16 protein-coding genes are annotated in these 13059 nt (G+C 73.3%); 7 read left to right on the forward strand and 9 right to left on the reverse strand.

The genetic code is table 11. The features are described 5' to 3' along the window. The first annotated feature begins 2 nt into the window (after window positions 1-2). Window positions 3-584, forward strand: coding sequence for a TetR/AcrR family transcriptional regulator (locus AC4BGE_RS09760; RefSeq protein ID WP_490575156.1), 582 nt, complete (start codon window positions 3-5; stop codon window positions 582-584). A 60-nt stretch (window positions 585-644) separates the two neighbouring features. On the opposite strand, the gene AC4BGE_RS09765 is transcribed toward AC4BGE_RS09760, so the two are convergent. The 3 genes from AC4BGE_RS09765 to AC4BGE_RS09775 all read right to left on the reverse strand — a co-directional run bounded on the left by AC4BGE_RS09765 (window position 645) and on the right by AC4BGE_RS09775 (window position 1982). Continuing rightward, complete coding sequence (locus tag AC4BGE_RS09765) at window positions 645-1193, reverse strand: GrpB family protein (protein WP_490575157.1); 549 nt, start codon at window positions 1191-1193, stop codon at window positions 645-647. Window positions 1194-1254: 61 nt separating this feature from the next. Further along, entirely contained in the window at window positions 1255-1638 is a 384-nt protein-coding gene (locus AC4BGE_RS09770) for a CoA transferase (protein ID WP_490575158.1), read from the reverse strand. Beyond that, the gene (locus AC4BGE_RS09775; protein ID WP_490575159.1) at window positions 1635-1982 is read right to left on the reverse strand and encodes a hypothetical protein; all 348 of its coding nucleotides are present in this window, start codon (window positions 1980-1982) and stop codon (window positions 1635-1637) included. The genes AC4BGE_RS09770 and AC4BGE_RS09775 overlap by 4 nt, the downstream gene beginning before the upstream one ends. A 102-nt stretch (window positions 1983-2084) precedes the next feature. On the opposite strand from AC4BGE_RS09775, the gene AC4BGE_RS09780 reads away from it, so the two are divergent. The 6 genes from AC4BGE_RS09780 to AC4BGE_RS09805 all read left to right on the forward strand — a co-directional run bounded on the left by AC4BGE_RS09780 (window position 2085) and on the right by AC4BGE_RS09805 (window position 6718). Continuing rightward, on the forward strand, window positions 2085-2537 hold the full coding sequence (locus tag AC4BGE_RS09780; protein ID WP_490575160.1) for a hypothetical protein: 453 nt from the start codon (window positions 2085-2087) through the stop codon (window positions 2535-2537). Beyond that, window positions 2531-2761: a helix-turn-helix transcriptional regulator gene (locus AC4BGE_RS09785; protein WP_490575161.1), complete on the forward strand. Its 231-nt coding sequence runs from the start codon at window positions 2531-2533 to the stop codon at window positions 2759-2761. The genes AC4BGE_RS09780 and AC4BGE_RS09785 overlap by 7 nt, the downstream gene beginning before the upstream one ends. Next, the gene (locus tag AC4BGE_RS09790) at window positions 2758-3741 is read left to right on the forward strand and encodes an NAD(P)-dependent alcohol dehydrogenase (RefSeq protein WP_490575162.1); all 984 of its coding nucleotides are present in this window, start codon (window positions 2758-2760) and stop codon (window positions 3739-3741) included. Before AC4BGE_RS09785 ends, AC4BGE_RS09790 begins: the two co-directional genes overlap by 4 nt. Before the next feature lie 259 nt (window positions 3742-4000). Then, the gene (locus AC4BGE_RS09795; RefSeq protein WP_490575163.1) at window positions 4001-5620 is read left to right on the forward strand and encodes a DEAD/DEAH box helicase; all 1620 of its coding nucleotides are present in this window, start codon (window positions 4001-4003) and stop codon (window positions 5618-5620) included. 75 nt (window positions 5621-5695) lie between these two features. Continuing rightward, the gene (locus AC4BGE_RS09800) at window positions 5696-6109 is read left to right on the forward strand and encodes a YccF domain-containing protein (RefSeq protein ID WP_490575164.1); all 414 of its coding nucleotides are present in this window, start codon (window positions 5696-5698) and stop codon (window positions 6107-6109) included. A 9-nt stretch (window positions 6110-6118) separates the two neighbouring features. Beyond that, entirely contained in the window at window positions 6119-6718 is a 600-nt protein-coding gene (locus tag AC4BGE_RS09805) for a GNAT family protein (RefSeq protein WP_490569236.1), read from the forward strand. A gap of 97 nt (window positions 6719-6815) precedes the next feature. Here the strand turns inward: AC4BGE_RS09805 and AC4BGE_RS09810 are convergent, their stop codons facing one another. From AC4BGE_RS09810 to AC4BGE_RS09835, 6 genes are all read right to left on the reverse strand, one after another. Further along, window positions 6816-7505, reverse strand: coding sequence for an HAD family hydrolase (locus AC4BGE_RS09810; protein WP_490575165.1), 690 nt, complete (start codon window positions 7503-7505; stop codon window positions 6816-6818). A gap of 43 nt (window positions 7506-7548) precedes the next feature. Beyond that, window positions 7549-8556, reverse strand: a complete 1008-nt coding sequence (locus tag AC4BGE_RS09815; protein ID WP_490575166.1) for an NAD-dependent epimerase/dehydratase family protein — start codon at window positions 8554-8556, stop codon at window positions 7549-7551. Window positions 8557-8559: 3 nt separating this feature from the next. Beyond that, window positions 8560-9531 (reverse strand): TIGR03557 family F420-dependent LLM class oxidoreductase, encoded by a 972-nt coding sequence (locus AC4BGE_RS09820; RefSeq protein WP_490575167.1) that lies wholly within the window; start codon window positions 9529-9531, stop codon window positions 8560-8562. A gap of 55 nt (window positions 9532-9586) precedes the next feature. Continuing rightward, window positions 9587-10768, reverse strand: a complete 1182-nt coding sequence (locus AC4BGE_RS09825) for an alcohol dehydrogenase catalytic domain-containing protein (RefSeq protein ID WP_490575168.1) — start codon at window positions 10766-10768, stop codon at window positions 9587-9589. A gap of 113 nt (window positions 10769-10881) precedes the next feature. Further along, complete coding sequence (locus tag AC4BGE_RS09830) at window positions 10882-11778, reverse strand: crotonase/enoyl-CoA hydratase family protein (protein WP_490575169.1); 897 nt, start codon at window positions 11776-11778, stop codon at window positions 10882-10884. Continuing rightward, complete coding sequence (locus AC4BGE_RS09835) at window positions 11775-13022, reverse strand: LCP family protein (protein WP_490575170.1); 1248 nt, start codon at window positions 13020-13022, stop codon at window positions 11775-11777. Before AC4BGE_RS09835 ends, AC4BGE_RS09830 begins: the two co-directional genes overlap by 4 nt. Between the last annotated feature and the right edge of the window lie 37 nt (window positions 13023-13059).

Consider the following 13059-nt stretch of genomic DNA (forward strand, 5'->3'; position numbering starts at 1 on the left):
GGGTGACCTCCCCGACGGCAGCACCGACGCTCCGGCAGCGCCTGGTGGTGAGCGCGGTCGAGCTGACCACCGCCCACGGCTGGTCGCACGTGACGATGGCTCGGCTCGCCGGCGAGGTGGGGGTGAGCCGCCAGACCGTCTATGACCAGATCGGCACCAAGCAGGAGCTCGCCGAGGCGGTGATCTCGGCCGAGCTGACCCGCTTCCTCGACGCCGTCACGCGCGCCTTCGACCGCTCGCCCGACGACCTGGTCACGGCCGTGGAGGGCGCCTGTCACGACGTGCTGGTGCTGGCCCAGGACAACGCACTGCTGCGCGCCATCGTCTCCGCGACCCACGGCACCGACACCGAGCTGCTGCCGCTGCTCACCACGCACTCCGCGACCTTGCTCCAGACCGCGCAGACGGTGGTGGCCGAGCGCGTCGCCGAGTACGACGTCGCGCTTGACCCGGTGCGGCTGGCCACGGGCATCGAGGTGATCGTGCGGGTGGTGCTCAGCCACGTGATGCAGCCCTCGGCTTCGCCGGCTCGGACCGCGGCCGACCTGAGCTGGATCGCTGGGCGCGTGCTGGCCGCTCAGTGACTCACAGGTCGTGGTGCTGCGCGAAGGTGAGAACGTGGCCTCCCTGGTCGTGATCGCTGGCTAGCGTCCCCGGGCCAGGATCTCGGTGACCACCTGGGTCTTGGCGTCGGCATAGGCGTTCATGTCCGGCCAGTCCCGCTCGGCCAGCGAGCGCTTCGTCCGTTCGTAGAGGGCCCGGTCGGCGTCATCTGCGCGTAGGCGGCCACGCAGCACGAGGTAGTCGTCGATGTCGGGATGCCCGACCTCCAGGATGTGCACGTGCACGTCCCGCGCGGGGGTCCGCACCAGTCGGTGGCCCGGCTCCCGGGCCCGCAGCTGGTAGCCGGAAGCGAGCAGCTGGTCGAGGTAGTCCTCTTCGGCGGTGATGTCGGGCACCACCAGGAGGATGTCGATGATCGGCTTGGCGGCCAGGCCCGGCACCGAGGTGGAGCCAATGTGTTCCACCCGTACGGCGTGCTCGCCGACGGCCTCCCGGATGCGGGCCCGGTGCTCCTCGAAGGTCGCCGGCCACGTGGCGTCGTACGGGTGGAGCACGATCTCGCGCTTCTCCACCCCGCCGACGAGCTCGACCTCGGAGACGTCGGGGTGGCGGTGCTGGTCGTCAGGCATCTGGTGAATCTACCGGTGCCAGCGCCCCAGGGAACGCGTCAGTCGCCGCGAGGTGCGGACGTCACCAGGCGGGGAGGTCCCGTCCCCAGGGCCGCGCCGGGGCGGGGTAGTCGTCGAAGCCCGGGACAGCGGGTCGAGCCGTCGTCATCGCGTCGTGCGTGACGGTCGCGGCGGGTACGGCGGGCGCCGGGTGGTCCGGCGTACGACCCGGCGCGTCGAGCAACGCCGACCGCTTCCCCTGGCCGGTGTCGAGGTGCTGCCACTCGATCTCCGGCAGGTGCGGCGGGTCGATCCGCAGCACGTCCGCACCCAGCAGCGCCAGGGTTCGTGTGCAGACCGGGCCGGCGAGCACCCGGGTCAGGTCGAGCACCCTGACGCCGCTGAGCGGGCGGGCGCCGCCGACCAGCGTCGCCTGCCGGGAGTCCTCCCTGGTGCGGGTCCTCACGAGCGGACCTTCGGTGGCACGCCGGCCGGGCTCGCTGCCCGCCACTCCTTCTCGGAGCGGAACCGGACGATCAGGGCTCCTGTGGCCGCGGCCGCGTCCTCCAGCTCCTGACCGCGGCGCTCGCCGAGGGCGGCCGCCGCGGCCTCCCGGCCCGCGTCGGGCCCGTGGGCGAGCAGCGCGAGCAGGCGAGCGGCGTGGTGCGGGTAATCGGCGTGCGTGCGCACCCACCCGTCGGCGCAGGCGAAGAACCCTGAGAGTGGGGCGAACCCCTCGAACGACCTGCCCTCGACCCCGAAGAGCAGCAGACCGTAGCGCCGCTGGCCGCGGCCGCGCTTCCTTGACACGGAAGAGGTCAGCGCTCCCTCGAAGAGTAAAGAATGTTTGACATGCCTGGCAGTGCTCCCTAGTCTCCGACGTGTCAAACATCTTTGACACATGAAGTCGACATGGCGTCGGTGCGGGGGGAGGAACGGATGGCGTACGAGGAGAAGCGGGCCTGGATCATGGCGGTGGTGGCAAGCACCGCCTACGCCCTGTACCTCGGTCGGGTGGGGCCGCAGCTGGCCGAGGGATCGGCTGCGACCGTGCCCTACGCGACGGCACTGCTGTGGAGCGTGGGCGGCGCGATCCTCGCGCAGATAGTCCTCAACGTCGTGGCGGGCATCGGGTTCGACACGCGTGCCCGCAAGGACCGGCGGGACGTGGAGATCCACCGCGCCGGGGAGTACGTCGGCCAGTCGTTCGTGATCCTCGGCGCCGTCGCCGCGCTGGCGATGGCCCTGGCGGAGTGGGAGCCCTTCTGGATCGCGAACGTCATCTTCCTCGGCTTCACGCTCTCCGCGGTGGTGTCCTCGGCCGCCAAGATCGTCGCCTACCGCCGGGGCTTCCACACATGGTGAAGCCCACCCGCGTCACCAACTCGATCCGCTCCCTGCGGGCCGCTCACGGCGACCTGACCCAGGCCGAGCTCGCCCGCCGGATCGGCGTGACCCGCCAGACCGTCATCGCCATCGAGCAGGGCCGCTACTCGCCGTCCCTGGAGATGGCCTTCCAGATCGCGGCCGTCTTCGGGGTGCCGCTCACCGACGTCTTCGACCACCCCGGCACCGAGGAGGAAGCATGATGCGAGCCATCGTCCAGGACGGCTACGGCCCGCCCGAGGTGCTGAGGGTGGGGTCCGTGCCCGTCCCAGTACCGCGGGACGACGAGGTCCTGGTCCGGGTGCGGGCCGCCGGGGTCGATCCCGGTGTCTGGCACGTGGTCACCGGGCTTCCGTACGGCGTCCGGCTCGGCTTCGGCCTGCGCCGACCGCGGCAGCCCGTCCCCGGCCTGGACCTGGCCGGCGTCGTGACCGCCGTGGGCTCCCGGGTGCGGGGCCTGGTCGTCGGCGACGAGGTGTTCGGCACCGGCCGGGGCAGCTACGCCGAGTACGCCGTGGCCAAGGCGGACAAGGTGGCCCGGATGCCCACCGGGCTGGCCTTCCAGGAGGCGGCCGCCGTACCCATCTCCGGGCAGACGGCCCTCGCAGCCGTGCGCAAGGCCGGCGACCTCGAAGGGCGGCGGGTCATGGTCCTCGGTGCCGGCGGCGGCGTGGGCATCTTCGCCGTGCAGCTGGCCAAGGCCGAGGGCGCTCACGTCACCGGGGTGTGCAGCGCCGGCAAGGCCGACTTCGTCCGCTCCCTCGGAGCCGACGCGGTCATCGACTACACCGTCGCCGACCCCACCACACCGACCTCCGCGGCGCCGGCGTACGACGTGGTCATCGACACCGCCGGCAACCGGAAGCTCACCCGGCTCCGCCGTGCCCTGACACCGCGCGGCGTGCTGGTCCTGATCGGTGGCGAGGCGGGGGAGGGTCGACTGCTCCAGGGCTTCGACCGGCAGCTGCGCGCGCTGCTCTGGTCGCCCCTGCTCCGCCAGCGCCTGGTGCCGGTGATGGGCACGCAGCGCACCACGGACCTCCAGACCCTCGCCGGACTCATCGACACCGGACGGATCAGGCCGGTGATCGACCGGGTGTTCCCGCTCGAGGACGCCGCGGCAGCCGTCGCGCACGTCGGCAGTGGCCACGCCCGCGCGAAGACGGTTCTCTCACTCGGCTGAGCGAGATCGCGCCGCAGCGCAACGAGCCATGAGCGGCCGCTGTCAGGACGGGCCGGCGCCGTTGCTCAATCCTCGTCTTCGCTCCGGGGCGCGCTCTGGTCAGTGCGGTCGGAGACGTCCAACACGGTCCCGGTAGCGTCCGGGGGTGCCCAGCTCCCGTCGCTCTCCCGCCCGCCGCCGGGGTGGTTCCTCGCGTCGGGGTGGGGCGCGCCAGGCGCCAAGGCCGCTGCCAGCCGCCGGGCCGGGGGAGCGGCTGTGGGTGCTCGACGTCCCCTACGGGACCCAGGTCGACGACGCCTCCTGGCACCCGGCGGTCAAGATGCACCTCTACGTCGGCCGCGCGCTGCCCGCGCACCTCGCGCCGTACGCCCCGGGCCCGTACACGCTGGGCCGGTTCCTGGAGAACACCCTCAACCCCGACGACCCGAGGCCCAACCCCGAGCCGACCGACGCGCTCGAGCCCCGGCAGATCCAGTTCGAGGCGGCCGACGCGATCGCCGAGCGGGCCGCCGCCGGTGGACGGCTCTTCCTGCTGGCCGACGAGCCGGGGGTGGGCAAGACGATCTCGGCCGTCCTCGGCGCCACCGCGGTGGGCGACCTGCGGGGCGCGAGCCGGGTGCTGGTGGTCGCCGACCGGCCCGCCGCGATCACCATCGGCCACTGGTGCCGGACGATCACGGCGCTGGGCGACGGCGGCCTGGACTGGGTGGTGATCACCTGGGACCGGCTCGACAAGGTCACCGACCACACCTGGGACGTGATCATCGCCGACGAGGCGCACGCGCTGCGGCGCACGACGACCAAGCGGTGGAAGCTGTGGGCGAGGATCTCCGGGCACGGCAAGGCCCACGACAAGGCGCCGTTCGTCATCGCCACCACCGCGACGCCCGGGCACACCCCGCTCGAGCTGCCCTACCTCGCCCCGGCCTACGCCCAGGTGCTCGGTGAGCCGATGAAGCAGTGGTCTTCCGTGGCCCAACCCGCCGCCACCTTCGCCGAGGCCCTGGAACGCCACGGCGTCGGCGTGGAGCGCGGCCGCTACGGCGCGACGTGGACGAGCGACCCGGCGCGGCGCGCCGCGGACCTCAAGCTGGTCCGCGGCTGGCTCACCGACGTCCGGCCGCAGGCGATGCTGCACCGGGCCGCCCCGTGGGGGCCGGTGCCGATCTCCGGGATGCCGGTGGCCCTCACCCCGGCCGAGCGGACGGCGTACGAGGCGGAGTGGGGGGAGTTCTGCCGGGAGATGGAGATCGCCCGCCGCGGCCGCAACGTCGCCAAGGGCCGGGCCGCGCTGCTGCGGTTCCGGCAGAAGGCCGGGCTGATCCGCGTCGACTCGACGGTCGCCTGGATCGCCCAGCAGGTCCAGGCCGAGCGGCAGGTGGCGTGCTCGGTGGAGTTCGTCGCGACCGCCGCCGCCCCGATCGCCGACCGGCTGCGTGACTCGGGCATCGAGGTCGCCACGATCTACGGCCGCGACCGGTTCGACCCCGAGGCCGAGCGGCTGCGGTTCCAGACCGGCGAGGCGAAGGTCTGCGTCTTCACCACCGTCGCCTCGATCAGCCTGCACGCCGGCGAGACCCTCGCCGACGGCCGGCAGGCCAGCACCGAGCCGCGGGTCGGGGTCTTCCACCAGGCCCGTTTCTCCGGCATCGCCGGACGGCAGGTGACCGGGCGCACCCACCGCGACCACCAGGTCTCGCCGTGGCACATCGCCTACGCCGAGGGCACCGTCGAGGAGCAGGTCGGCAAGGTGATGGTCGAGCGGATCGCCGCGGCCTCCGACACGGTGGGCAGCGACACCAGCGGCCTCGCCGACCTCGCCGAGCTCCTCGGCGCCGACTGGCTCCCCGCCACGACCCTCACCGAGGACGGCGCCTGACGAGTCAGGAGGTCCTGTCCCAGCCAGACATCGCTCTGCGTTCCAGGGCAGGGCTCGGCGTGCCAGAGTGGAGGCATGCGCACCATCGGGAACGTCCTGTGGCTCCTCCTCGCCGGCTGGTGGCTGGCGCTCGGCTACCTGGTCGCGGGCGTCGTCGCCTGCATCCTGATCATCACCATCCCGTTCGGCATCGCGTCGTTCCGGCTCGCCGGCTTCGTGCTCTGGCCGTTCGGCCGCACGGTGGTGTGGAAGCAGCAGGCCGGCCTCGGCTCGCTGATCGGGAACGTGCTCTGGGTGATCTTCTTCGGCTGGGAGCTGGCCCTGGCGCACCTGGTCGCCGGCCTGCTGCTCTGCGTCACCGTCGTCGGCATCCCGTTCGGCGTGGCCTGCTGGAAGATGGTGCCGCTCTCGCTGCTGCCGCTGGGACGCGACGTGGTGCCGGTGGACGCGGTCTCGCGGGACCCGTACGGCGTCCCCGTGCGCTCCTAGGCTCGCGACATGGCTGACTTCACCTGGCTCCCCGCCAACCGGGCCGCGCCCGAGGACGTCGAGGCCGTCTTCGCCACGGGTGGGCCGGCCAAGTGTCGCTGCCAGACGTGGAAGGTGCCGGGCTGGATCTGGCGGGACACCACCCAGGAGCAGCGGGACGCCGCGCTGGTCGAGCAGACCGGCTGCGGCACCAGCGGTCCGACGTCGGGGCTGATCGGCTACGTCGACGGCGAGCCCGCCGGCTGGGTGGCGGTCGAGCAGCGGGAGAACTACCCCCGGCTGTGGAGCCGGAAACAGCCGTGGATGCGGATGGACCCCGAGCTGGAGGGCGTCTGGTCGGTGACCTGCTTCGTCGTCCGCCCGGGCCGGCGGAAGTCCGGGCTGACCTACGAGCTCGCCGCGGCCACGGTCGAGTACGGCGAGCAGGTCGGCGCGCACGTCCTGGAGGGCTACCCGATCGAGCCCCCGCCGGGGAAGTCGGTGATCTGGGACGAGGCGTCGGTCGGCCTGCTGCAGGTCTTCCTCGAGGCTGGCTACGAGGTGGTCGCCACGCCCACGCTGCGGCGGCGCGTGGTGCGGCGCCGACTGGCGGGGGGACCGTCGGCGTGACCCTGCCCTCCCTCTGATCGCGGGCCGGTGGGCGTCAGTCCGCACCGCCTCGGGGGCCTCCAGCTCCTCGCAGGGCACGGACGGCTTCGGGGACCGCTCAGTCCGCGGGGCGGAGCAGCTCGTCGAGCCGGTCGACCAGCTCGGCGACGTCCTCGACCACCACCCGGGCCCCGGCCGCCTCCAGCTCCGCGCGGGAGAAGCCCCCGCTGAGCACGCCGATGGTCGGCAGGTCGCGGGCGTTGGCGGCCTCCACGTCCCACACCGAGTCACCGACCATGACGGCGCGGCTGCCGGCCACCTTGTCGATCGCCACGTCCAGCAGCTCGGGGTCGGGCTTGGTCTCCTCGGCGTCCTCGGCGGTGGTGGTGGCGTCGACGAGGTCGTCGGCGTCCAGCAGCGCGGTGGCGTGCTCGGCGTGCCGGGGGATGGCCGAGCTGGCCAGCACCACCGTGAACCCACGCTGGCGCAGCGCCTGGAGCAGGTCGCGGGCGCCCGGCAGCAGGGTGGTCTGCTCGATGATCGCGTCGAACTCCTCCTCCCACGCCTCCCGCACCGCGTCGCCGTCGGCGTCCTCGACCCGCTGGCCGGCGGCGGCCGTGACGAGCCGGTCACCGCCCTTGCCGATCTGCCGGTGGATCCGCCACGCCGGCACGTCGTGGCCGAGGCGGGCGAAGGCCCGCACCCAGGCGACCGTGTGGTGGTAGTTGGAGTCGAGCAGGGTGCCGTCGATGTCGAGGACGACCGTGTCGACCTGCAGGGGAGTCTCGGACGGGGCAGTGTCGGTCATGGTGCCTTTCCGGTCGGGAGGCGTGCGGTCGGGAGGCGTGCGGTCAGGAGGCGTGCAGGGGAGGGGTGCCGAAGCCGGCGCCGTCGGCCATCCCCGCGACCAGGTCGCCGACCGCCTCGGGGCCGGTGAGCCGCGGCTGCCACTCCAGCTCGCGGCGGGCCCGCTCGGTCGACATCACCGGCAGGCGGCTCAGGGCGTCCCAGAGCCGCGGGTCGGCCGGGAGGGCCCGGGCCTTCCACCCGCCGGCGATCAGTCCGCGCAGCACCGCCTTGGGGACGGGCACGTGCCTGGCCTCGAAGACGGCCGCCAGGTCGGCGGCCTCGACCACGTCGGGAGCGGCGAGGTTGAAGGGTCCGGCCGCGCGGCGGACGACGATGCGGGCGACCGCGTCGGCCAGGTCGAGGGCGTGGATGGCCTGGAACGGCACGTCGGTGGGGAACGGCAGCACCGGGACCAGCGAGGGCCGCACCAGCCGCTGCGGTGCGAGCGGGCCGCCGAAGATGCGTCGCTGCTCCGAGGCGGCGCGGCGCTGGAAGACGAAGGCGGGGCGCAACCGGGCCACGGTGGCGTCGGTGCCGGCCTCGGCGGCGTCGAGCAGCCGCTCGACGTAGGCCTTCTCCCGGCAGTACGACGCCGCGGAGGTGCCGTGCGTCGGCCAGGACTCGTCGACCGGGGTGAGGTCGACCCGGGGCGAGTAGGCCGCGATCGAGGAGGCGGCGACCACCTGGGGCACCCGCGCCGCGGCGACCGCGGCGAGCACCCGGGCGGTGCCGACGGCGTTGGTCTCCCAGGTGGTCTCCGGGCGGTGGGTGGGGTTGAACATCCAGGCCAGGTGGATCACGCAGTCGGCCCCGTGGAAGAGGCCGGCGAGGTCGTCGGAGCGGACGTCGGCCTGGTGCCACTCGATCCGCTCGCCGGGCCGCTTGCCCTCCTCGGTGACCGGCAGGCGCCGGGCGAGCCCCCGCACCCGGGTGACGTCGGGGTCGGCCAGGAGGCGGTCGACGACGGCGGTGCCGATGTTGCCGGTGGCCCCGGTGACGACGACGTCCACCGCTCAGCCCGCCTGGCCATCGCGGAGCGCGGGGAGCAGGTCGGACTCGGCCCACTCGAGGAACTCCTCCTGGTGGTCGCCGCCGACCTGGATCAGCGCCAGGTCGGTGAAGCCGGCCTCACGCCACGCGGCCGCGGCCTCCACCACCGCGCCCACGTCGTCTCCGCAGGGGATCGACTCCGCGACGTCCTCGGGGCGGACGAACTGGCTCGCCCCGGCGAAGCCGGCGGTGCCGGGCAGCTCGGCGTTGACCTTCCAGCCGCCGCCGAACCAGCGGAACTGCTCGTGGGCGCGCTGCACGGCGGCGTCCTTGTCGCGGTCGAAGCAGATCGGCATCTGGCCGATCTTGCGCGTCCCGCGGGCGCCCGCGCCGTCCCACTTCGCCACCAGCTCGCCGGTCGGCTCCGTGGTGATCATGTGGTCGACCAGGGGAGCGAGCAGCTCGATCGACTGGTTGCCGGAGATCGCCGCCCCGATCGGCACCCGGGTCTCGGGGAGGTCCCACAGCTTGGCGGACTCGACGTCGAAGTGGACCCCGTGGTGGGTGACGTAGCCGCCGTCGAAGAGGCCGTTGATGATCTCCAGCGCCTCGACCAGCATCTCGTGGCGGACGTCGACGGCCGGCCACGCCTGACCCACGACGTGCTCGTTGAGGTTCTCCCCGGAGCCGACGCCGAGGGTGAACCGCCCCTCGGAGAGCAGCTGCACGGTCGCCGCCTTCTGCGCCACCACCGCGGGGTGGTAGCGGAAGGTCGGGCAGGTCACGTAGGTCATCAGCTCGACCCGGCTGGTCACCTGGGTCACCGCGCCGAGCATCGCCCAGGCGTAGCCGGAGTGGCCCTGCTCGTCGAGCCAGGGGAAGTAGTGGTCGCTCATCACCTCGAAGTCGAAGCCCGCCTGCTCGGCGAGCCCGGCGTGGCGGACCAGGTCGGAGGGGGAGGCCTGCTCGGTCATGAGGGTGTATCCGATGCGCATGGCTGACCCGTACCCCCGCACTGGGCCGCCATGCGGCCCGGTGCGGGGTGCGCGCTCAGGGCTGGAAGACCACCTTGAACGTGCCGTCGGCCTTGGTCTGGAAGTCCTTGTAGGCCTGGGGAGCGGAGTCCAGCGGCAGGTGGTGGCTGGCGAAGTGCTCGAGCCCGAGCGGGTCGGCGTCGTCGAGGGCCAGCGGCATCAGGTCGTCGAGCCAGCGGCGCACGTTGGCCTGGCCCATCCGCAGCTGGAGCTGCTTGTCGAACATGTCCATCAGCGGCAGCGGCTGGGTCTGGCCGCCGTAGACCCCGCTCAGCGAGACCGTGCCGCCGCGGCGCACCGCGTCCAGCGCGGTGGTGATCGCCGCGGCCCGGTCGACGCCGACGCGCTGCATCAGGCTCGCGGCCAGCTTGCGGGGGAGCAGCCCCAGCGCCTTCTGGCTCATCTCGGCTACCGGCGAGCCGTGCGCCTCCATCCCGACCGCGTCGACCACCGAGTCGGCGCCGCGGCCCGAGGTCCGCGAGCGGACCTCCTCGGCGATGTCGTCGACGGCGTCCATGTCGAGGATCTCGGCGCCGGCCGCCGCGGCCCGGGCCAGCCGCTCAGGCACCCGGTCGACGCCGATCACCCGCAGGCCCAGGTGGATGCCGATCCGGGCCGACATCAGGCCGATCGGCCCCAGGCCCAGGACCAGCAGGGTGCCACCGTCGGGGACGTCGGCGTAGGCGACGGCCTGCCACGCGGTGGGGGCCACGTCGGAGAGGAAGAGGAACCGGTCGTCCGCGGGGCCGTGCGGCACCTTGATCGGGGAGAACTGCGCCTGGCGCACCCGCAGCAGCTCGGCCTGGCCGCCGGGCACCGAGCCGTAGAGCTTGCTGTAGCCGTAGAGCTCGGCGCCGGAGCCGTACTCGCGGACCTGGGTGGTCTCGCACTGGGTGAAGAGCTGGCGCTCGCACATCCAGCAGTGGCCGCAGGCGATCTGGAAGGGGACCACCACCCGGTCGCCGACCTGGAGGTTGCCGACCTCGCTGCCGACCTCCTCCACGATGCCCATCGGCTCGTGACCGACCACGTCGCCGGGCGTCATGAAGGGCGACAGCGGCTGGTAGAGGTGGAGGTCGGAGCCGCACAGGCCGGTGGAGGTGACCTTGATGATCGCGTCGGTGGGTTCCTCGATCCTGGGGTCCGGCACCTCCTCGACCCGGATGTCCTCGGTGCCCTGCCAGGTGACTGCCTTCATCGAAACTGCTCCTCGCGTCCGTGGTGCGTACGTCGTCCCAGATGACGTACCCGCGGTACGGGCGGGGATGCGTGAGGGCCTCGGATGCGCGCGGGGCCCCCGACCGGTACGCGCTAGCCCTCGAAGATCCGCGGCAGCTGCGAGGCACGGCCGGTGAAGCGCGGCGCGCGCTTCTCCCGGAAGGCGGCGACGCCCTCCTTGCCGTCGCCGATGCTGGTGTGGAACATGGCCAGCGAGTCGGCCAGGTGGGCCTCGAGCGGGTGCGGGGCCGCGCTGCCGGCGTAGAGGAGCTGCTTGGCCAGCGCCAGCGCGACCGGCGAGCGGTCGACCACGAAGGAACGCGCCAGCTCCAGCGCCGCCGGCACCAGGGCGTCCGGCTCGTGCACGGAGCGCACCAGCCGGCCGGCGTGCGCCTGCTCGGCGGAGAGGATCTCGGCCGAGTAGATCCACTCCAGCGCCTGCTGGACCCCGACGATCCGGGGGAGGAACCAGGTGGAGCAGGCCTCCGGGACGATGCCCAGCCGGCCGAAGACGAAGCCGATGCGGGCCCGGGTGGAGGCCAGCCGGAGGTCGGCGGCCAGCGTCATGGTGGCGCCGATGCCGACCGCGGCCCCGTTGATCGCCGCCAGCACGGGCTTGGGGCAGGCGTGCATCGCCAGGGTCACCTTGCCGCCGGTGTCGCGGACGCCGGCGGCCCACTCCTCGTCGTCGAACCGCTCGCGCAGCTCCTCGGGCGTGGGGTCCAGCGACTCGTCGAGGCCGAAGACGTTGCCCTCGGCGCTCAGGTCCATCCCGGCGCAGAACGCCCGGCCGGCCCCGGTGACCACCACCGCCCTGACCTCGTCGTCGAGCGCGGCGGCGGTGAAGAAGTGCTCCAGCTCGGCAGCCATGGTGACGGTGAAGGAGTTGAGCGCCTCGGGCCGGTCGAGGGTCAGCAGGGCGACCCCGTGCTCGTCCAGCTCGACCGTGAGGGTCTCGAAGGAGGTGGCACCCGCCGAGGCGCCGGTCACCGCTGGAGCCCCGAGGGGGTGCAGAGCTCGGCGGGGACCGACTCGGTGTCGTCCTCGATGATGTGGGTGAAGAGCCGCTGCGAGCGCTCGGGGTCCCAGGTGACGGCCAGGTCGCGGATCGGGATGCCGCAGGTCAGGCCGCTCTCGCCGTCGACCTTCGTCATGGCCAGACCGAACTGCGCGATGGCCAGCGGGCTGCTGCCCTCGCCGACCCGGAACGACTCCGCGGTGGCCGTGGAGAGCCCGTAGTAGCGCAGCGGGTTGAGGACGCTCCACGGGGACAGGGCCTTGCCGCCCACCGCCGCGACGACCTCGCGCTGGTGCTCGGCCCGCTTGATGTCGCCGAGGTCAGCGGAGGTCTTGCGCGAGCGGGCGTAGCCGAGGGCGGTCTTGCCGTCGGCCTCCTGGCAGCCGGCCTCGATGTCGAGGTTGGCGTCCTTGTCCTGCATGGCGCTCTCCGGGCAGATCTCCACGCCCCCGACGGCGTCGACCATGTCGACGAAGCCGCCGAAGCCCACCTCGACGTAGTGGTCGATCCGGATCCCGGTGTTCTCCTCGATGGTGCGGGTCAGCAGCTTCGGCCCGCCCCACGCGTAGGCGGCGTTGATCTTGGAGGTGCCACGCCCGGGGATCTCGACGTTGGAGTCACGGGGGATGGACATCAGCAGGTTGGGGCCGTCGCCGGTGTGCAGCAGCATGATGGTGTCGGCGAGCCGGCTGGTCGCGCCACCGGTGCCGAGCTCGCGGCGCTGCTCCTCGGTCAGGTCGCCGCGCGAGTCGCTGCCGACCAGCAGGTACGTCGTCCCGGGCTGCTCGGCGGGGCGCTCACCGCCCGGGTCGGCGTCGACCTTGGTCACCTTCGACCACGCCCAGAACGGCACCGCGACCAGGAAGACCAGCCACAGCAGCAGCACCCAGCGGACCACCCGGAAGACCCCGAGCCGGGGGCGCCGGGGTCCTCGGGGCCCGCGACCGCCGCGCCGCTCCCGGCCGGATGGGGGCGGCCCGGCCGGAGGGGCCGCCGGCGGGGGAGTCGAGGACGTCGTCCGGCGGGGTGTGCTCGCCGGCATCATCCGGGTCCCGTCGGCGTCGGCGGCGGGCGTCGCCGCGCGCCCCCGGTCCGAGGGGCGCGGGACCGCGCGGGTCGCGTCGTCGGAGGACAAGGGGCCCTTGGATCCGTAGAGCCATTGGTACTCGGGGGTGCCCTCCTCGGGGCGCCCCTTTCCCCGGGGTCGCTCAGCCATGGGGCCGAAACTACCGGGTAGCCGGGGAGGCAGGGGG

This window comes from Nocardioides sp. Z50_6 (assembly GCF_058215755.1).